We start from the raw sequence: 20968 nt of genomic DNA on the forward strand, positions 1-20968 counted from the left end.
AAGTTGAAATTTGATATAATTTTGGCATCGGAGTTTAGGTGGATAGGAGGGGAAGCATTTGTTTTGTGTAGATCTGAATTGTGATATGGGAGAAGGTTTTGGGGTTTACACGGCTGGCCTCGATAACGAGTTAATGAAATATATTACTTCAGCGAATATTGCTTGCGGTTTTCACGCTGGAGATGCAGCGACAATACGGCGCACGGTTAAGCTGGCGCTAGAGAATGATGTAGCCATTGGAGCGCATCCGGGGCTGCCGGATTTGGCAGGCTTCGGTCGAAGGGTGATGGCCATAACGCCGGAGGAGGCATATGAGCTGACGGTTTATCAGCTAGGCGCGGTGTATGCTTTTGCCAAATCAGAGGGTGGAAGCGTCGCCCATGTGAAGCCGCATGGCGCTTTGTATAATATGGCTGCGAAGAGCAGACCGTTAGCCGACGCGATAGCAGAGGCAATATATAAGGTTGATCCGAGTCTGATGCTGTTCGGTTTAGCGGGCAGTAAGCTTATTCACGCAGGGGATGCTATAGGCTTGCGTACAATTCATGAAGTATTCGCAGATCGAACCTACGAGTCGGACGGCTCACTAACGCCGCGAGGGACGGAAGGCGCAGTCATTGTTGATCCTGTACGCGCCGCAGAGCAAGCGATAAGCATGATCAGAGATGGCGAGGTCAAGTCGAGGCAACATCATAGCGTTATTTTGAAGGCAGGTACGGTATGCGTGCATGGGGATACGCCAGGCGCAGTAGAGCATGTCATAAGACTGCGGGCGGCATTAGAGGCAGCGAGCATATCTGTTCAGAAGGCGGGTGTATGAGCTTGGAGAAGGCTGCAACGGAACCTCAGGCTCCTATTGAAATGCTGCCGCTTGGTGACTCTGCCGTTATTATTCGTTTAGGCAGCTCCATTGACGAAGAAACGAACCGAACGGTCATGAACTTAAGCCGCCATTTGGAGTGGAAACCATTTGCTGGGTTCATTGAATGCGTCCCATCCTTTGTCTCGGTGGCGATCCACTATGACCCGCTGCTGGTGAAGAGAAGCCGCACTGCAGCCGAGCTTCAGCATGCTACAATCTTTGAAACTGTATGCGCTAGAGTGCAGACTTACCTGTCTAAAGAGCAACTGCAGGCTTCCGATCAGGCGGATAGAACGATTGAAATTCCGGTTTGCTATGGCGGAGAGTACGGTCCTGACCTTAGCCTAGTTGCTGAGCTTAACGGACTTCCGGAGGAGGAAGTGATCGCTATACATGCTGGTGGCAGCTACTTGGTCCATATGCTCGGCTTTGCGCCAGGCTTTCCTTATTTGGGAGGAATGTCTGAGCGGATTGCCGCGCCAAGAGATCAGACGCCTCGGACGATCATTCCTCAGGGCAGCGTTGGCATAGCTGGCAAGCAGACGGGCATATATTCGGTTGCAACGCCGGGCGGCTGGCGGTTGATCGGCAGAACGCCGCTTGCTCTATTTCGTCCGCAGGACGAGATTCCAAGCTTGCTTAGACCGGGGGACTTGGTTAGATTTAAGCCGATAACGGAGCGGCAGTACAAGCTTTATTTAGAAGGTGAATTATGACTATAAAAGTGGTTCGTCCCGGCTTGCTCGTTACTGTACAAGATCTCGGAAGGCATGGGTATCAAAAATATGGCGTAGTCGCCGGCGGGGCTATGGATACGGGAGCGGCCCGAGCGGCCAATCTGTTAGTCGGCAACGAGGATAGTGATGCGGTGCTGGAAATTACACTTACCGGAACGGAGCTCGTTATGGAGAAGGATACGCTGCTCGCTATTTGCGGCGCGCGTATGTCTGTTACCGCTGGCGATGAGACACTGCCCTTATGGAGACCAGTGCTCGTTCGCGCGGGAATGAGCGTGAAATTTGGAGCTTGTCAATCCGGCTGTCGCTCCTATCTCGCAGTTGCCGGCGGATTTGATGTACCGGAGGTAATGGGAAGCAAAAGCACCTATTTGCGCGGCGCAATCGGAGGTTATTTCGGAAGGGCATTAAAGGCAGGAGATGAGCTGGCAGCCCGGCCGCCGAGCTTACTGTCAGAGCGATTGGAGCATGCTTTGCGCCTGGGATGGAATGGCAGCATTGCGGTGCCGCTCTGGCATGCGAGTCATTTTGCGATAGCGGATAATCTAGCAGACCCGATCATTCGCGCGATGAAGGGTACGCATTATGAGCTGTTTACAACGGAAAGCCAAGCGAGCTTATTTAGCCAAAGCTTCCAGATTTCCGTACAGTCCGATCGTATGGGATACCGGCTCGAAGGTACGGAGAAGCTGAAGCTTGCGAAGCCGCAGGAGCTGCTTTCGGAGGCTGTCGCAAACGGAACGGTTCAAGTGCCTGCTGGCGGAGATCCGATCGTGCTGCTGGCGGACAGGCAGACAACGGGCGGTTATCCCCGTATCGCGCAGTTGGCAACGGTCGACATTCCGGTTTTTGCTCAGTTAAGGCCCGGCGCGCGTTTTCGATTCGAATGGATCACGCAGGAGGAAGCCGAGGAGCTTTATTTGGACAATGAGCGTGACATGAGAATGCTGAAAGCAGCTATAGCATTAAAATTTAATGCCGCGAATTAAGGCGGAAGCAAGATGTAACTGAACTCTGCGACTGAGCCTCTTTGCTTGATTTATGATAGACTACTAATCAAGAAGCAGGAAATTCCGGTAGTCATGGCATAGAGGAGTGATAGCATTTGTTTGCACAGCAGCGGCATCAATTAATTATCCAAAAAATAAATAGCGATAAATCGATTCGAGCGTCGGAGCTCATGGAATCGTTTGGCGTTTCTTTTGAAACGATAAGACGCGATCTGGAACATTTAGAGAACCTTGGCTTATTGCAGAGGGTTCATGGCGGTGCGATTTTAAAAGAGCCGGATTATAGCCGGGAAATACCGCTGCCGATTCGTGAATCGATTTACTTGACGGAGAAGACCGAATTGTCGCAGCTCGCCATTCGATATGTAACGGAAGGAATGTCCATCGCACTTGATGTGAGCACAACCAATACTCAGATTGCGAAGATGCTCAAGACAAAGTTCGAGCGCTTGACGATTATTACGAATTCCTTGCCAATCGTAAATGAACTAATCGATGTCCCCGGTTTTACGCTGATCATGATCGGAGGCGTTATCCGTCAAGCAGAACAGAGCATCATCGGAGACTTGGCTGAAGAATTCGCTTCCCGCTTTCATGCAGACTTGTTTTTTATGAGCATGAGCGGAGTTACATTAGACGAAGGCATTACCGACAACGCGATTGGTGAAGTACAGGTGAAGAAAATTATGCAAGCAAACGCAAAAAGCACGATCGCACTTGCCGACAGCAGCAAATTTGATCAAGTCTCCCTGCTCAAGGTGTGCGGTTGCGCGGATGTAGAACGTTTCGTTACAGATTCGAAGATCGACCTTGATCTAGTCGATAAATATAAACGGAGCGGCATTGAGATTGTTTATGAGTAGAGATGAATAATAAAGGGGACTTTGACTGTCCTAAAGACTCTTGGTTATATACCAAGGGTCTTTTTTGCTTTCTAATGAAAAGTATATATTAAGATATTGTAAATGTGTGTGTTTGTGTGATATTGTGTTGGAATATGTGGAACTGGTAGTTGAATCTAAATGTGGATCGATGGAGGTGTTTCTTAATTGATTGTTATTTCTCTTATTCTTGTCTTGTGTTCCGGTTTGGCGCATGCGGTATGGAATATGCTAGCTAAGCAAAGTACGGATAAAGCGTTGTTCTTATGGGTGATTTATATGCCTGCGACTATTGTTTTGCTGCCGACACTCATTAATGAACTTTCGAGTGCGTCACTATCGCAGACACAGTGGCTGTTAATCGGGGCATCGTTAATGATGCAAAGCGTTTATTCGTTGCTGCTCGCTTACACCTATAATGCTGGAGATTTATCGCAAGTGTATCCGATCATGCGGGGGACACCAACCTTGCTTATCCCAGCCATCGGCGTATTGTTATTAAAGGAGACATTGCCTTTGTGGGGCTGGATCGGACTCAGCTTTATGCTGGTCGGGTTCGTCGTCATGCTCGGAAGATCTTCGGGCAAAGGGCATCAGCAGTCTTTCTATAAGCCTGTACTGCTGGCGATGAGCGTTGGGCTATGCATTACGACCTACACGCTTATCGATAAAGTGAATTTACAGCATCTTTCACCGCTTGCGCTGCTTGAGGTGACGAATATCGGTTTTGTACTCGGACTGACGCCTGCTGTTCTTCGCTCTAAACGGCTTAAGCATGTTATTCGCACTCATATTAATATTATTTGGATTGGCGCTATCTTGTCTCCGGGCTCGTACTTGCTGTTTTTGTTTGCAGCCAGAAATGCCAATGTTTCTACAGTCGCGCCTATGCGCGAGGTGGGAATCGTGTTTGGCACGCTTCTCGGTCTATTTGTATTAAAAGAGTCGCAAGGGACTCGCCGAATTACGGCTTCGATCGTTGTAGTTATGGGCATCATTATGATTGCGTCATCAGGGCATTAAACAATAGCACGTAAATACCTAATGGAGAGGGAGTAAGAATGAAGATGGAAAACGCCAAAAAGCTTCGTTTTCGCAAAGACGGCACTTTTACAATTGTTCAGTTCACAGATATTCATTGGCAGGACGGATCGGACTTAGATTTGCGTTCCAAGGCTGCGATGGAGCTTGTACTTGAGGCTGAACAACCGGATTTTGTCATGTTTACAGGAGATGTAATTTATACGGGCAGAGATTCAGACGGGGCAGTCTTATGCCAAGATCCGCTTCAAGCCTTTCGCGATGCGGTTGCCGCTGCCGAGCAGCGAGGCATTCCATGGGGAATCGTATTCGGCAATCATGATACGGAGAACGATATTACCCGCGATGAGCTGATGGGCGAGGTGCTAAAGCACGCTCACACGTTTGCCGAACCGGGACCGCGAGATATCCATGGCACAGGCAACTACGCGTTACCTGTACTCGGAGCCAACAACGATCAAGCGGCAGCTATGCTTTACTGCCTAGACTCCGGTGATTATTCCAAGCTGCCGGGAGTTCCCGGCTACGATTGGATTCAGCATGATCAAGTGCAGTGGTACATGGAGCAATCCAAGAAGTGGAATGCTGTTCAGCAGGGCACAGCATTGCCAGCCATCGCATTCTTTCACATCCCTCTGCCTGAATATCAAGAAGTGTGGGACCGGGAAGTGTGCTATGGCCATAAGCATGAGGGGGTATGCGCCGCGCGGACGCAAGCCGGTTTCTTCTCGGCGATGCTGGCACAGGGAGACGTGATGGCAACGTTCTGCGGCCATGATCACACGAATGATTATTGGGGAGAGCTCTACGGGATTCGTCTCTATTACGGACGAGCAACAGGGTTCAATACTTACGGCAAGGAAGGTTTCCCGCGAGGCGCCCGCGTTATCCGCTTGATCGAAAACGAACGGAAAGTGGAATCATGGCTGCGTCTTGATGACGGCTCGGTCGCCTTGCAGCAGCCGGAGCACCGGCCAGAAATCGTTTAATACAAGCACTTATAATTAAATAGCCCGAAGAAGCAAAGATGTCTCGAATATTCTTAGGAATGCGGGGCATCTTTTTTTTGTGGAAAAAATTTCTGTCCATGTTCTCGTAGAGGAATTTCTGGGTCTCGGGCCGAAGCCTATGAGGTTGAAATAAGGCGGCGCAGCAGCATTGTTTAAAGGTTTTCTACAAAAAAGGATATCATGTAAAGAATCGTAAATCGCTGTTTGTACAGAAATGAATACGGTTATTGCAATTGAAAATGTACGGGGCTGTTATTATCCATTAAATTGGGACTAGGGCGAGCCGGCAACTGGCAAACGTCTTATAAATAAATTCGTAAAGGGGAGTCACGCATGAAAAAAAGTATATTTACTAGAATTGCTCTGCTGCTTGCCATCGTATTGATGTTCGGAGGAATTGCAACGGCTTGTTCCAGCGGCAAGACTGAACAACCCGCTAATAACGCGGCATCCGGCAACGGAACGAAAGAAAATGCGGGGAAAGAAGAAAAATCGGATGAACCTGTGCAACTAAAGCTCTGGCATCCTTTAAATCCTAATGCGCAAGCCGTCGTTCAAAGCTTAAGCGATGTAGCAATGGTGCAGGAATGGGAGAAAAAGACGAATGTGAAATTCGACTTTGAACATCCGACGGGCACGGGTGCCGATGCTCAGCAGCAATTCGGCGTGATGGTAGCTTCCAATGTACTTCCGGACTTGATTGTGTGGAACATGTCCAACTTCCAAGGCGGTCCAGCCAAGCTGTATCAGGATGGAACGATCGTTAAATTAAACGATCTTATTGATCAGCACGCACCGAATTTGAAAAAAATTCTCGAGGAAAATCCGCTTATCGCCAAGCAAATTAAAGCCGACAACGGGGATATTTACGTATTCCCTAACCTGAAGGTTGGCGATCACGGCAAGTATAAAACGTTCTCCGGCCAGATGATACGCAAGGACTGGCTCGATGAGCTGGGCTTGCAGCTGCCTGAAACGATCGATGAATGGGAACTCGTTCTAAAAACGATTAAAGAGAAAAAAGGTGTCATTCCATATACGTCCGAAAAAGACATGCTTCTAGGATCAAAAAGCTCGATGGACTTCATCGGGGCATACGGCATCGGCAAAGATTTTTATCTGAACGGCGACAAAATCCAGTATGGGCCGCTTCAACCAGCATTTAAAGACTACTTGGCGCGTATGCAAAAATGGTATCAAGAAGGTCTGATTGATCCGGACTATGCTTCCAACGACAACAAAGCGAAGGAAGCGAAGATCACTTCAGGCAAAGCAGCCGCTACCTTCGGTTACATTGGCGGCAGCATGGGCGCATGGCTTCCTTCCTTGCAGCAGGCGGATCCGAAGGCGATGCTTTCCGCCGTTCAATATCCGGTGCTGAATAAAGGAGATGAGCCTAAATTCACGGAAACCGGCTGGGATTACAGCAATACGGGAGCTGTTATCACAAGCGCGAACAAAAATCCGGAAGCTACGATCAAGGCGCTTGATTATTTGTTCAGCGAAGAAGGGGCTATGCTGAAAAACTTCGGTATTGACGGCACAACGTATACGCTGGTGGACGGCCAGCCTAAATTTACAGATTTGATCATGAAAAATCCGGACGGACTGCCGATCGGCCAGGCAATGGCGAAAAACTTCATTGCGAACTATCCGTTCCCGGGTCCGGACGATGACCGTTATAACGACCAATACTATTCGCTCGACGCCCAGAAGGAAGCAGTAAAAGCGTATGCCAAATTCGCGAAAAACTCTGCCTCTGTTCTCATTCCTCCCGTTTCCTTAACGCCGGAGGAAGCAAGCGAATTTAGCAAAATTATGACGGATGTGGATACGTATCGCTCAGAGATCGTCACGAAACTAATTATGGGCACCTCTAGTTTGGACAGCTTCGATAAAGCGATCGAGCAGTTTAAGAAAATGGGAATCGAGCGCGCGATAGAAATTCAACAAGCCGCTTTCGACCGTTTCATCAAACGTTAAACCGATTGAAGGAAGGGGGGACACACTCCCCTTCCTTTAAAAATCAATCTCGGTGGAAAGAGAGTGCACCTGCGATGATGAGAAAACTAGCTAACGATCTTGTGAGAAATAAAGCCATCTATTTTATGGTGCTGCCTGTCGTTCTGTATTATTTTATATTCAAATATCTTCCGATGTACGGTTCAATTATTGCGTTTAAGGATTTCAGCATTGCCAAGGGGGTATGGGGAAGCCCTTGGGTTGGCCTTGATAATTTCAAGGACTTTTTTGACAGCATCTACTTTTGGCGGGTGCTGCGCAATACGCTGCTGCTAAGCTTCTATCAGCTCTTATTCGGTTTTCCAGCGCCGATTATTCTTGCCATTTTACTCAATGAGATCCGTTTGAAGCTGTTCAAAAACGTCGTTCAAACGGTCGTCTATTTGCCTCACTTTGTATCGCTCATTGTCATTTGCGGACTCATTCTCGATTTTACGAATCGCGACGGGATCATCAGCACGATGATCGAATTTTTCGGGGGCGAACGCACGACTTTGCTAGGTGATGCCGCCAATTTTCGATTTATTTATGTATTCTCCAGCATATGGCAGGAGCTTGGCTGGTCGTCCATCATCTTCTTGGCGGCGCTCAGCGGCATTAATCCCGAGCTCTACGAAGCGGCTAGAGTCGATGGTGCCGGGAGGTTTAGGCAAATGTGGAGCATTACGCTTCCGGGATTGATTCCAATCATAATGATTTTGCTCATTCTTAGAATCGGAGGACTTATGGATATCGGATTTGAGAAGATTATACTGCTCTACAATCCGAATACTTATGAGACTGCGGATATCATCTCCTCCTTTGTGTACAGGAAAGGGCTTGCGGAGGGTCAGGACTACAGCTTTACTTCTGCCGTCGGCTTGTTTCAAGCGGGCATTAACTTTGTTTTGCTCATCAGCGCCAACTGGTTTTCCCGCCGGGTATCCGGGAACCGATTATGGTAAGGGGGAATGGGAACTTGAAGAATAATACCATGACAGACCGCACATTTGATATTTTGAACGCTATTCTCATGCTTTTGCTCATCATCGTCACCATTTATCCTTTCTATCATGTCGTGATGGCTTCCTTAAGCGACTCTAATCGATTGATTGCACATCAAGGCATGCTCCTAGGTCCGCTTGGATTTAGCTGGGAGGCTTACTCCCGCGTGCTCGACAATCCGAATATATTCAGCGGATACCGGAATACGCTCCTGATCCTCTTCTCTGGAACGCTGTTTAACTTGTTTTTCACGGCGCTTGGAGCCTACGGCTTGTCCCGTAAGTTCATGCTGCGCAAACCGATCATGATCGCTATCATTTTTACGATGTATTTTAGCGGCGGACTGATTCCCACTTATTTATTGATCAACAATTGGCTGCATATGGGCAACAGCTTGCTGGCGTTAATCGTGCCGGTCGCAATCAGCACATGGAATCTGATCATCATGCGCACCTCCTTCGAGGCGATTCCCGAGAGCTTAATTGAATCTGCCAAAATAGACGGCTCCGGGGAGTTCGGTATCCTGTTCAAAATTGTCGTTCCGCTTTCCATGCCGATTATCGCGGTAATGATTCTTTATTACGGCGTTGCCCACTGGAATTCTTGGTTCAATGCGATGCTGTTTATCCGTGACCGTGAATTGTTTCCGCTGCAAATCATTTTACGGGAAATACTGGTCATTAACGATACGAGTTCTATGCAGCTGGGAGACGCGATGGCTGATCAAGAAGGGATCAGGGAAAGCATCAAATATGCCACGATTATGGTTGCGACGCTTCCCATATTGCTTGTGTATCCGTTTCTGCAAAAATTCTTTGCGAAGGGCGTTATGATCGGTGCGGTAAAAGAGTAGTTGGTATATACTCGGAGTATACTTCTCTGGCGGTGGATGCTCATATGAAACGCAAGGTTTATAAGTTTTGGCTGTACTCGTACTTATTTGTCTTATTTATTCCAATCCTTATTACCTTGATCGTCCTGCTGCAATCACAAGAAATGCTGGTCAAGGAAGTGCGTAGATCTAACGACACGCTCCTCGATCAAGTTCGGCAATTAGTGGACAATCAGATCACTGACATTCGCAGGTTAGGCACGCAATTATCGTTTGACCCGAAGGTTATGGCTTACTTAAACCGCGAAACGTTGGATACGGCGGAAGCCAGGTTCGGTACGATGGATATGATCTCAAGCCTTCAGTCTTATACGATTGCAAATGGTAATATAACCGATGCCTATATCTATCTCAAGAACAATGTTTCCGGGATAACGACTACGACGTTTATGCCGGCAGATGATTTGTATTCCGTGCTTCATAAGGCATCGGGGAAAAGCTTTACGGAATGGACAGAGTGGCTCCGGGCGAGCCATGCCGGCCTATTCGTTACATTGAATGAAGGCGCTAAGCAAACGGAAAATTCGCTCGTTTACGTGCAATCCTTGCCTATTCAAGAAATTAAAGCTGCCCCTGCGACTCTTGTCGTGCTGCTCAATCAGGAGCGGCTCAAGCAAGCGATTTCGAAAATCGGCCTAGCAACCGAGGGCTCGGTTTATATCCTCGATCGCGAGAGCCATCCCATTATGATTACTGGCCCTGAGACTGGACTGGCTGAGCTGCCGATACAGAAAATGAGCAATCAACGCGGTTTCCTTACGGAATTGGTGGACGGCAACGATGCGGCCATATCTTATGTGAAGTCGGATACGACCAATTGGACCTATATTTCGGTTTTGCCGGAGCAAGTGTATTCCGCTAAAGTGAAGCTGCTGAAAAATTTGATTTATCTCGCGATGCTGCTTTGCATCGGACTGGGCGGTCTTACCGCATTTTGGCTTACGCGAAGAAATTATGCCCCTATTCAAAATATGATGAATTTTGTTTCGACAAAGGTCAAAACAAACATGATGAATATGCCGAATGAATTTGCGGTGCTGCAATCGTTTATGACTGACAGTGCAGCGATCCAGGACGAAGCGAATAGAAAGCTGCTCGAGCAGCATCAAGTGCTGCGCAACCAATTTTTGGCCCGTCTGCTGAAGGGCAGGGTGGATATGGGCTCCGCGCTGCCGCAAGCCATTGAATCGTTCGATTTTCGGTTCGAGACAGACCGCTTTGCCGTCTTGCTGCTGCAGATCGAAGACTATGAGCGGCTGTTTCAGGCAAATCAAGAAATGGATGCGGAGAAGAAGCTTCAATTCGTATATCTGATCGTTACGAACATTTTTGAGGAGCTGTTATCCGCAGGCCATCGCTCCTATTTCACGGAAGTTGACGGCATGATTGCTTGCGTAGTAAACGTCCTTGGGAAAGAGAAGGAAGCAAAGAAAGAGCTGCTCAAGGTGGCAAATGACGCCAAACAATTCATTCAAGATAAATTTTTCGTTCGTTTTTCCGTCGGTGTCAGCGATATCCATACGTTTTGGTCGACGCTGCCGAAATGTTACGAAGAGGCGGTCGAGTCTCTGGAATATAAGCTTGTTCTTGGCTCCAACCAAATCATTTCCTATGAATCCATTAAGCGTCCTAAAAATGATTTGTATTATCCGCTCGATACTGAACGTCAATTAATTAACTTGATGGCGGCAGGCAATTACGATGAGGCGGCAGCTGTTCTGCAGCGTATCCTCATTACGAATTTTTCCGAGGGAACGCTGTCCATTCAAATGGGAAAATTGCTGATGTTCGAATTGGTAGGCACGATGCTGAAAGCAGTAGAGCAGCTTCAACTCAGCACGAAAGAAATTATGGTGGAGAAAACGGATTTAATTAAGCAGATAACGGAATGCGAAACCTTCGCAGAGATGGAAGAAGAAATTTTAGACTTCCTAAAGAAAGCCTGTGATTATTTGCAGCAAAAGAAGAAAAGCCATAATACCGATTTGAAGAGCCAAGTCGTCGAGCATGTGCTGCATAACTTGAATGATATGAATATTAGCCTGACGAGCATTTCGCTTGCTTTCGATATTAATCCGACTTATTTATCTCGATTTTTCAAAGAGCAAACCGGAGAGAATCTCGTCGATTTTGTTAATAAGCGGCGTGTCGACAAGGTGAAATCGCTGCTTGCTGAAACGAACCACGCCATTCAAGATATTGCTGAGCAAAGCGGCTTTGCAAGCAGCCAATCTTTGCTAAGGGTATTTAAAAAGTATGAAGGCATAACGCCGGGACAGTACAGGCAGAGCAGGGACGGAAGAGAAGCGCTAGAGCGATGAGGCTCGGAGCCGTCTATTATTTTTGAATGAGGCCGGAATAGGGGGAGGATGAGTCCGATGAGCTTATGGCAAACAGCTATTGAGGACGCTTTACTTAAGACGAGGCGAAATATTGCCATATTCGGAGACGAATTTCCGCATGTCAGTACGGACGGAGGCCGCTCGTATGTCGTGAACGCCAACGATGATTGGACCGATGGTTTTTGGTCCGGGATGTTATGGCTTTGTTACGAATACAGCGGCGACAACGCATTTCGGCAAGCGGCAGCCCGTTCCGTTGGAAGCTTCCGGGAGCGTCTTGAGGCCGATCGCGTGCTGGACCATCATGATATCGGATTTTTGTACTCGCTGTCGGCCAAAGCGCAGTGGATCGTAGAAAAGGATGAAGCTGCGAGGCAGCTTGCGTTAAGGGCTGCCGACAAACTAATGGCAAGGTGGCGCGAGTCGGGGCAATATTTTCAAGCGTGGGGACCTGCTGGAGACTCTGTAAATGGCGGCCGCATTATTATCGACTGCATGATGAATTTGCCTTTGCTTTACTGGGCCTTCGAGCAGACAGGAGATGAACGGTACCGCCAGGCTGCGGTTCTCCATGCTGACAAGAGTCGACGTTATCTGGTCCGTGGTGATGACTCGTCCTATCATACCTTTCATTTTGGTCAAAAAAATGGCGAACCGATCGGCGGCGATACAGCTCAAGGCTATACAAACGGGTCGACGTGGACACGGGGACAAGCATGGGGTGTATATGGATTCGCGCTGTCGTACCGGTATACGGAGGATCAGCTTTACCTAGAGACGTCAAAAAGGCTGGCGCGTTTTTTCTTGAGCCATCTGCCAGAGGATGAAGTTGCTTATTGGGACTTTAATGCGCCTATCGAGGCTGAACCGCCTCGTGATAGCTCGGCTTCTGCCATCTTTTGCGCCGGTTTGTTGGAGCTGCTCGATTTGATGGATGAGAGTGACCCGGAGCGCGCGTATTTCGAACGCAGAATACGGCTTGCGATGGAGTCGCTTGTACTCAATTATTCGACCATCAATGAGCCGAATGTGGAAGGCCTGATCAAAAGAGGCTCTTACCATGTTCGAGGCGGATCGTCTCCGGACGATTTTATGATTTGGGGCGATTATTATTATTTGGAAGCTTTGCTTCGCCTAGAGAAGGGGATCAAAGGGTATTGGTACGAAGATCGATAGAAAAAACAGTCAAGCAGGTAAAACTATCCTGCTCGACTGTTTTGGCTTTAATAGCGCTTCTCCGATGGTCTACTTAGGAGATTCCTTCTTTAGACCGGACATATTTCTGAGTACAAGCAAAAGGTTAGCGGGCTTCTCGGCAAGGCGGCGAGTGAAGTATGGATACCACATGGCGCCGTAAGGCACATAGCAGCGGATACGGTAACCTTCCTTAGCGAGCGTTGCCTGCTCATTCATACGGAGACCGTACAGCATTTGAAACTCGAAGGCTCCTTTTGCAATGCGATTCGTGCGCGCATAAGCTTTCACCCAGCTTATAATGGCGTCGTCATGCGAGGCGATGGCGGTATAAATGCCTTTGTCCAAATGAGTCTTGATCATGTTTTTGAAGTTATCGATGACCTCGGCTTTATCTTGATAAGCGACCTCACTTGATTCTTTGTAGGCGCCCTTAACGAGGCGCAAACTTATACGTGCTTGAAGCATATCCTTAACATCCTGCTCCGTTCGGAAAAGGTAAGCCTGCAGCACGGTTCCGACATTGGTTAAGCCTTCCTTATGAAGCCGTTTTACGATATCGATCGTAGCTTGCGTGTAAGGCGTATTCTCCATGTCAATTCGAACGAAATTTCGGTGGCGCCTGGCATGCTTCACAACGTCTCGAATATTGGCATAACACGCCGCTTGGTCAAGAGCGAGTCCCATTTGAGTAGGCTTCAGCGATACATGAGAGTTAGCTTTACGATTAGCTATGCCTTCGATAAGCTTCAAATATTGATCTCTGTATGCTGAAGCTTCACTTAAGTCCTGTATTCCTTCGCCAAGATGGTCGAGCGTTGCCATAATGCCTAGTTTGCCTAACTTCTCAAGTTCCAACAAAGCCTCTTCAAGTGTCTCCCCCGCAATAAATCGGCTCGCGAGTTTTTTTCCATACGTCGTTGAAAGCTTTTCTACAAGCGGTATGCCCGTAATCGTCAATAATGATTTACGATACCATTTCGATCCAAAGCCCATTCGTGCTGCTCCTTTCCGAAGAACAGTAGTAGGAGTCTGAATTGGGAGTTCGGTAATAGTATATTCAGAAATCATCACCATCGCGCTATGCAGCCTTAATTATTTGAAAAACAAAAAGTGCGTTGGCAGCTTGCGAAGTTGTCCATCGGATGGCTTGTTAATGACTCGTCCGTTAAAAATGAGTGAGGAGGAGCCGCCGCCATCAAGGTTGTAACCATCAACGGCGCCATACCGCTGCAGCAAGAGCTGCATTTCCCCTAGCGTAGCCCCTGAACTCCCCGATTCGTTGTAACCGTCTGCTACAAGAAACAGCAGCTGATCATCCTTGTAATTAGCGACAATGGTCCGCGGTGCGCGCTTTGGACTCGTCTGCCATTTGGCTGGAATTGGTTGTGGAGTACCGCCGCGCAGTAAGACGGGAACGAAGGATGCGCCGAATTTCGGTTTTTTGGCATCCAGCTGTTGTTTGCTTGCAAACTTTCCGCCAATAAGCTCATTTTGCTCGTTTAAGCCTACAAAGAACAAATCCGCACGAGGCGGCTCAAAGCTTGTCACATAATTGCCATCCACGATCGTTGTACTCAGTGGATATCTTTTTCCTCTCCCGTCGGCAAAGCCGCCACCATTGACGCCAGCAACAGCCCCATGGCGGTTCACAGCGGCAAGAGTTGTCTCAGCTTGTCCGAGTTCATCACCGCCAAGCGTCATCGTCATCGCATCTTTGCTCTTGAGCTTCACCTTAAGCGCATACGCCGAGAAGTTTTCTGCTTTTATGTAGAAAAGCTGTGCTCTCATTTTATCGGATTCAATCGTGCCGGACACTTTGCCAAGTTTATTCGTAATATTGCGATCATAAATTTGTAGAGGTCTCATCGCTTGCGATGCGGCCATTGATGAGATCTTTGCCATATCAGCATTCGTTTGTTTGTACAGCTTGAGCTGTCTTTGAATGGATTCACGTGTTTGCGACGCGGTCTCCTGAGCCAGGTCTAGGCCAGCAGCGGCATGCTTGACGTCAGATTCGGGAAGCCTTGTTTGCTCGGTAATGGGCTTTGGAAAGGCTTCTGCAGATAATTGAATCACGATATCGGACAATAGCAGCCAGATCATAATGCCTAGAAATGGCGCACAGGCGAGCAGCGCAGTACGATTTAACGCTTTGACGGTTATATTCATTTGAGCACGTCCAAGCTCTTCTGCAGTTCATTAAGCTGTTTTTTTACTTCGTTCAATTGCGTATACAGCTTGTTGCTGTTGTCCGTTTTGGAAGCTGCATTGTCCTTCGTAAACGTAAGCAGTTCATTTAGCGCATCGACTTTTGCTTTTAGCTCTGCAAGATCTGTTGTATAGTCGGTTTCGAGCTTCAGTATGCGTGCCTCATAAGCTTGCTGCATTGACGCAATTTGGCCAGCGGTCTGCTGCTCCAAGTTAGTGGATAACGTTTGTTGAATCCGGTCGGTATACCATTTGGCGCCTAATATGCCGGAGCATATAATAATGACCCATATGCAGACAAAAAGGAGGAAAGGGCGACTTCCTTTCTTTTTGCGTGTTTTCTTGTCGTATTGGCTGGCAGTGCGTTGTTCCAAAATCAAATCACTCATTCTATTCATTCACCTCTCTTGTTAGTCACTTGCACGAAAGATCGGATGAACGAACTGCTAGCAAGGGTACATAGATTAGACATCAATTCATCCGAAATAGTTGCGGATGTCATCTTATTGTAACAAAGAGAGGCATAGTTGTCCTTTACGTTATATGGGAATTTCCTGTAAATTTCGAAATTGACCGGAACATTCTCCCTCCTTTCGGCGTCTAACCATAAGGGATGCGGCAGTCGATGTCGCGAATTTGGAAGGAGAACAGGATGAAAACACAGAATTGGATCAAAAAAATGACTAAGCGAGTGGTTATAGCTGGCTTACTTGTTTCGCTAGTAGGTACTGGATTTGGAGTGAAGGAGGAAGCTAATGCTGCTGAGCGTCAGCCGATAAAGGTAGTGTTTGTACATGGATCGAAACAAATGACGGTAAATGGCAAGGCGCAGCAAATGGCGAAGCCGCTGCCGGTTGTCAAGGGAGTTACGATGATTCCCGTTCGAACCATTGCAACCTCCGTAGGTGCAAGTGTTTATGCAGATAGTAAAGGAACTCATATCGATACTTATTTCAATAAAGTTACACTGAACAATAATATGCGCGGTGCGAATCGCAATGGAAGCTATCTGGTGATGCCTAATGCAGCTATGCAAATCAATGGTACGATGCATGTGCCTTTATCGGCAGTCAAGCTGCTGTGGAATGCGACCTATGTGTTCAATACACAGCTTAAGCAAATTAGCATTACGATTCAGCCTGAGCCTAACGTACCGCCGGTAGCGGGCTTCGAAGCTCCGTTTGAGGTGAAGCTGGGCGAGCCTATTGAATATAAGGATTTGAGCTATGATCCTGATGGCAAAATCGTCAAGACGGACTGGACGGGGCGCAAAAGTACATATTTTGAGCCGGGCGTCTATACGGTAACTCAAAGTGTCTACGATAACGATGGCGCGAGCAGTGAAGTTGTGACTCATGACATTCGTGTTACAGAAGAGGTTATGTATACGCCTTATGAGTACTACATGCGTTATGGTAATCCAGGCGATAAATTTGTGGTTGATGGCAAGCTGATGAACACCTTCAAAGAAGTTGATACGATTGAATCCAAAGGCGGACGCACGTTGTATATGTCGAATGCGCCGGAGCGTTTCTTTGGAGAAGGCCTGTTGTATGAGGATACGCTGAATGATGCAAGCCGTATATTCCTACATCACCGTAACGGTTCTGACGAACGATTAAAGCTGGCAGTCGTTGCTACGAATAAAGGAAGCGAAAGCGTGAAGTTGACGCTTGGCAACCGCGGCCTTGCTGGACCAAGTGTCAGTGCGATGCAATTCGGATCAGCAGCTGTGGCAAGATATTTTGCTAATTCAGAGCCGCGCGAGCTCATTATTGAGCCTGGTACTTCCGCTGTGCTGTTGCCGGAGCTTGAGAAAATCATTATGAATCCAGACGAAGGGTTTTCCGGCTTGCTAGATGTCGACATGGACGGAGAGCTGACATTTTCCACGTTAGCGCTTAAAGTAGATACCGACCCGCTTAGTGCAGTGTTTATGGTTCCTGAGCTGGAGAAGGTGGGCAATCGCGGCAAGTTCTTCGATACGGATCAATATATTGAAGTGAATGAGAAGGTTGGCGTTACAGAGAGCAAGCTGCGCTTAGGTCAACGTGGTCCCGCTATGGTAGGTGTAGATGCCTTGACAGGCGGAATGACCATTAACGGTGGGGAATACGGCGCCGTGACGACAGTGAAGCTCAAAAGTGTAGCTTGGGGGACACGTATTATTCTTAACCCGCGAGCTGGAATTTTCCAAGGTGCGGTTAAAGTAAATGGAAAAGTGGTGTACGTCCCTTCAGGCGGGCATGTGAAGGTAGGCGAAGGAGCTTTGATCTATACGCAACCGAATCAACCAGCTGGAGCTGCTGGTATGCAACCTGCGCCAGAGGTAACTATTCAATATTCATCACCGGGAGCTAGTTCATTACCGATATTATTTGTATTTTTTCCAGGCTCAGACTTTAAATAACCATTCACTTGGAGGAAACATCGCTAAGTAGCGATGTTTCCTCCTTTTTTGTTGTTAGCCCACCTAGTATTGTATAATAGAGATTCATTATCATTTGAACCAACTAGGAGGATGATCAGCATGGATCAACCAATTACAAATAACGGCGCAAGCCGAAAAGAAGCTAAAGCAATGTTCGCAGGAGGCTGCTTCTGGTGTATGGTATCGCCATTCGAGGAGATGCCCGGCATTATATCGGTCGTATCCGGCTACACGGGTGGACATACGGTAAATCCAACTTATCAGGAGGTATGTTCGGAGACCACAGGTCATGCGGAGGCAGTCCAAATTACGTATGATCCGGCTATTTTCCCTTATAAGAAGCTGCTTGATATTTTCTGGATGCAAATCGACCCTACCGATGCAGGCGGTCAGTTCCATGATCGAGGCGAATCGTATCGGACTGGTATTTATTACTATGATGAAGACCAGCGCGAGCTAGCGGAGGCTTCTAAGCAAGAGCTCGAAGCTAGCGGCCGCTTCGACCGACCAATCGTAACGGAAATCGAGCCTGCGCAAGCTTTTTATCCGGCAGAGGACTATCACCAGGGCTATCACAAATCGAATCCTTATCGTTACAAAATGTACCGTAAAGGCTCTGGACGCGACGCTTTTATATCGCAAAATTGGGTGCTTAAGAAAGATCCGGCGGAATTGAAGCAGCGTCTTACGCCGATCCAGTACGAGGTTACACAGAACAGTGGAACGGAGCGTCCGTTCACAGGGGAGTATTGGGACCACACCGAGGAAGGCATATATGTAGATATCGTTTCTGGAGAGCCATTGTTTAGCTCCCGCGACAAATACGATGCGGGCTGCGGTTGGCCGAGCTTCACGAAGCCGCTGCAGGCGGCAGCTGTTTCCGAGCATACGGACTCTTCGCATTACATGGTAAGAGTCGAGGTTCGCAGCAAAGAGGGCGATTCTCATCTAGGTCATGTATTCGATGACGGACCACATCCGACGGGACTTCGTTACTGCATCAATTCTGCTTCGCTGCGTTTTATCGGCAAGGATGATCTGGAGCAGGAAGGGTACGGCGAATATTTGCATCTGTTTGAGAAATAGGAATTGAAGCGACTTGTAATAGACATTTGGGTGGAGGAGAAGCTGAGATGAACGTAGAAGAAGCGATTCGTACGAGAAGATCGATTGGAAGATTGAAGAAGGACCCTGTTGACCGTGCACTAATTGAAAGGTTGTTGGACGCGGCGGTTTGGGCGCCTAGCCATCATAATACGCAGCCGTGGTCATTTATCGTCATGACAGGTGAAGGCAGGGGGCGGCTTGCAGAAGGATATGCACGTGTATCCGCTGCCGCTGTTCCTGAGCTCAGCGGACAGCCGCTTGAGGACCGTTTGGCCAAAGAACGCACCAAAGCATTCCGCGCACCTGTCGTCATTGCGGCAGTATGTTCACCATCGGATGATCCACGTGCCGTTATGGCAGAGGAGCTTGCTGCCGCTCAAGCAGCGGTGCAAAACTTGCTGCTTGCAGCGCATGCGAATGGACTCGGAGCCATATGGCGTTCGGGTGATCCGATGTATCACCCGCTTATGAAAGAAACATTTGGTCTTGCTGAACAAGATCAAATCGTTGGTTTTATTTACTTGGGTTATCCGGACATGACGGCTCCAGAGCCGCAGCGCATACCTGCTACTGCAAAAACAGTGTGGCTGGTTTAACTATTAAAGCAGTATTAAATCAGGCCGTACCGTTCGATTATGTCGAACGATACGGCCTTTTTTTATCTGAATAACAGAAAGTTATACGAGTTTTTTTACTTTAAAGTTTGCTTGCAGCACATACCAGTTCTGCGGGAATGGTACGCCGAGTACCCAGTAGCCAATGCCGCGAAGATTATACAATTTTACGAGATTGAATTTAGCTTGAACGCTTCGTGCATCCTCATACCAGACGACATGCTCGCGGCCTTCCTTGTCGTAATAATTATAGTAGGGTGATTGTCCCTCATCGTCATATTGAATGGTTGCTCCATAAGTGTGGGCTCGATTTACGGCTTCCTGCGGACTAACTGTAGGTGCCCACTTTCCTCCTTGGACGTATGGAAGTGTCCAATCGTAGCCGTACAATGGCATGCCCATTACGATTTTTTGTGAAGGAATAACGCTGAGAGCATATTGAAGCACCTTGTTGACCTCGTTTAGCGGAGCAACGGCAAGTGGAGGCCCGCCCGACCAGCCCCACTCGTAGGTCATTAGAATAACAAAATCGGCAATGCGCCCAAGAGCTTGATAATCATGAGCTTCATATAATGTGCCTGCTTGGTCGGCGCTCAGCTTAGGTGCGAGACAGACAGATACGAGATAGTTTTGCGGATGCAGGCTGTCGACGAGCTTTTGAATGAAATTTTGAAAAAGCTCACGGTCGGCTGGAGGTACATATTCGAAATCCACATTGAGCGCTAGGTAACCTTTCTGCTTCATCACAACGAGGATGTTTGCAATAAGTTTTTGTTGAAGCGCGGGATCAGCCAGCACGGCATGGGCAGTAGCCGGGCTGAATGTACCATTTTCGAAATTGGTAAGAACCATCATGGGTGCTGTTCGTGTCTTATACGCCGCATTGATGATAGCTGAGTCATCCAAGAGCGTAAAAGTTCCGTCAGTCTGAACACGGTAGCTGAATGGACTTAAATAGGTTAAATGCTGCCCAATCTCCTCTATAAGACGAATGCCGGCAGCGTCAAATTTCTGTGTATAGGCGTTGACTTCAATTGTAGGCCGCACGGGCTGAGGAATAACGAGATTTTGGCCCGGATAAATAAGTGCGGGATTCTTTATTTGATTTATTTTCGCCAGCTCCTGCAGCGTAACGCCGTATCGCCGTGCAATGAGCCAGAGAGATTCGCCAATATGTACTTTATGAGTGTGTGCTTCGATTGGAATAATAAGTGCCTGACCGATGACGAGTACGTCCGGATCGCTAAGTCCGTTTGCATCCGTGATGTCACTTATCGACAAATCGTAAGTTTGAGATAACTTATAGATGGAATCTCCTCTTTGCACGACATGAATATGCACCTTCATCGAGCCTCCTTTTTAAAAATGATTAGCTTTTGCGGTCTCGGCTGCGGTGCTTGCGTGTATGCCAAGAAAAGACTCTTTTATAATGTATTCATTAGAAAGCTCTGGCATTCGAACGGGAAAATCACAATCACATGGCTTACTGAGTAATGGGAATGATATTAGGAAAGGGGCGATAGCGGAAGTGAATGAGAATGAGGGATGTACGGAATCGGAAATAAGGCAAGTTTAGGTAATGATCGAGTGCGATACACCTAAATATGGTTATTTTACACTGTATTTCCGG

Annotated in this window: 18 protein-coding genes; 14 read left to right on the forward strand and 4 right to left on the reverse strand. The window is 47.8% G+C overall.

Features of this window, described 5'->3' with window-relative positions; genetic code table 11:
* Window positions 1-58 precede the first annotated feature (58 nt).
* The 11 genes from AC787_RS20605 (at window position 59) to AC787_RS20655 (ending at window position 12957) form a co-directional block, all read left to right on the forward strand.
* Complete coding sequence (locus tag AC787_RS20605; RefSeq protein WP_082360887.1) at window positions 59-820, forward strand: 5-oxoprolinase subunit PxpA; 762 nt, start codon at window positions 59-61, stop codon at window positions 818-820.
* Window positions 817-1578: a 5-oxoprolinase subunit PxpB gene (pxpB, locus tag AC787_RS20610; protein WP_054026501.1), complete on the forward strand. Its 762-nt coding sequence runs from the start codon at window positions 817-819 to the stop codon at window positions 1576-1578. Before AC787_RS20605 ends, pxpB begins: the two co-directional genes overlap by 4 nt.
* On the forward strand, window positions 1575-2588 hold the full coding sequence (locus AC787_RS20615) for a biotin-dependent carboxyltransferase family protein (RefSeq protein WP_054026502.1): 1014 nt from the start codon (window positions 1575-1577) through the stop codon (window positions 2586-2588). The genes pxpB and AC787_RS20615 overlap by 4 nt, the downstream gene beginning before the upstream one ends.
* 116 nt (window positions 2589-2704) lie before the next feature.
* The gene (locus tag AC787_RS20620; protein WP_054026503.1) at window positions 2705-3472 is read left to right on the forward strand and encodes a DeoR/GlpR family DNA-binding transcription regulator; all 768 of its coding nucleotides are present in this window, start codon (window positions 2705-2707) and stop codon (window positions 3470-3472) included.
* Window positions 3473-3658: 186 nt separating this feature from the next.
* Window positions 3659-4513, forward strand: coding sequence for a DMT family transporter (locus AC787_RS20625; RefSeq protein WP_054026504.1), 855 nt, complete (start codon window positions 3659-3661; stop codon window positions 4511-4513).
* Window positions 4514-4551: 38 nt separating this feature from the next.
* Window positions 4552-5520: a metallophosphoesterase gene (locus AC787_RS20630; protein WP_235561027.1), complete on the forward strand. Its 969-nt coding sequence runs from the start codon at window positions 4552-4554 to the stop codon at window positions 5518-5520.
* Window positions 5521-5874: 354 nt separating this feature from the next.
* Window positions 5875-7524 (forward strand): extracellular solute-binding protein, encoded by a 1650-nt coding sequence (locus AC787_RS20635; RefSeq protein WP_054026505.1) that lies wholly within the window; start codon window positions 5875-5877, stop codon window positions 7522-7524.
* A 77-nt stretch (window positions 7525-7601) separates the two neighbouring features.
* Window positions 7602-8507, forward strand: coding sequence for an ABC transporter permease subunit (locus AC787_RS20640; RefSeq protein WP_054027178.1), 906 nt, complete (start codon window positions 7602-7604; stop codon window positions 8505-8507).
* Window positions 8501-9400, forward strand: a complete 900-nt coding sequence (locus AC787_RS20645) for a carbohydrate ABC transporter permease (protein WP_054026506.1) — start codon at window positions 8501-8503, stop codon at window positions 9398-9400. Before AC787_RS20640 ends, AC787_RS20645 begins: the two co-directional genes overlap by 7 nt.
* A gap of 44 nt (window positions 9401-9444) precedes the next feature.
* A complete protein-coding gene (locus tag AC787_RS20650) occupies window positions 9445-11760 on the forward strand; it encodes a helix-turn-helix domain-containing protein (protein ID WP_054026507.1) in 2316 nt (771 codons plus the stop codon).
* Between the two features lie 57 nt (window positions 11761-11817).
* Window positions 11818-12957, forward strand: a complete 1140-nt coding sequence (locus AC787_RS20655) for a glycoside hydrolase family 88 protein (RefSeq protein ID WP_054026508.1) — start codon at window positions 11818-11820, stop codon at window positions 12955-12957.
* A gap of 69 nt (window positions 12958-13026) precedes the next feature.
* On the opposite strand, the gene AC787_RS20660 is transcribed toward AC787_RS20655, so the two are convergent.
* From AC787_RS20660 to AC787_RS20670, 3 genes are all read right to left on the reverse strand, one after another.
* Window positions 13027-13971, reverse strand: coding sequence for a proline dehydrogenase family protein (locus tag AC787_RS20660; RefSeq protein ID WP_054026509.1), 945 nt, complete (start codon window positions 13969-13971; stop codon window positions 13027-13029).
* Window positions 13972-14070: 99 nt separating this feature from the next.
* Window positions 14071-15147: a phosphodiester glycosidase family protein gene (locus tag AC787_RS20665; RefSeq protein ID WP_054026510.1), complete on the reverse strand. Its 1077-nt coding sequence runs from the start codon at window positions 15145-15147 to the stop codon at window positions 14071-14073.
* Window positions 15144-15575, reverse strand: a complete 432-nt coding sequence (locus AC787_RS20670) for a hypothetical protein (protein ID WP_054026511.1) — start codon at window positions 15573-15575, stop codon at window positions 15144-15146. The genes AC787_RS20665 and AC787_RS20670 overlap by 4 nt, the downstream gene beginning before the upstream one ends.
* Before the next feature lie 263 nt (window positions 15576-15838).
* Between AC787_RS20670 and AC787_RS20675 the strand changes: the two genes are divergently transcribed.
* From AC787_RS20675 to AC787_RS20685, 3 genes are all read left to right on the forward strand, one after another.
* On the forward strand, window positions 15839-17596 hold the full coding sequence (locus AC787_RS20675; RefSeq protein WP_054026512.1) for a stalk domain-containing protein: 1758 nt from the start codon (window positions 15839-15841) through the stop codon (window positions 17594-17596).
* Window positions 17597-17716: 120 nt separating this feature from the next.
* Window positions 17717-18703, forward strand: coding sequence for a peptide-methionine (R)-S-oxide reductase MsrB (gene msrB, locus AC787_RS20680; protein ID WP_054026513.1), 987 nt, complete (start codon window positions 17717-17719; stop codon window positions 18701-18703).
* Window positions 18704-18750: 47 nt separating this feature from the next.
* Window positions 18751-19320, forward strand: a complete 570-nt coding sequence (locus AC787_RS20685; RefSeq protein ID WP_054026514.1) for a nitroreductase — start codon at window positions 18751-18753, stop codon at window positions 19318-19320.
* Between the two features lie 81 nt (window positions 19321-19401).
* Here AC787_RS20685 and AC787_RS20690 read toward each other — a convergent pair whose 3' ends face one another.
* Window positions 19402-20685 carry a LysM peptidoglycan-binding domain-containing protein gene (locus tag AC787_RS20690; RefSeq protein ID WP_063847549.1) on the reverse strand — a complete coding sequence of 428 codons (1284 nt, stop codon included), beginning with the start codon at window positions 20683-20685 and terminating at the stop codon, window positions 19402-19404.
* Between the last annotated feature and the right edge of the window lie 283 nt (window positions 20686-20968).

Source organism: Bacillus sp. FJAT-28004, from assembly GCF_001280845.1.
Taxonomy (GTDB): Bacteria; Bacillota; Bacilli; order Paenibacillales; family Paenibacillaceae; genus Pristimantibacillus.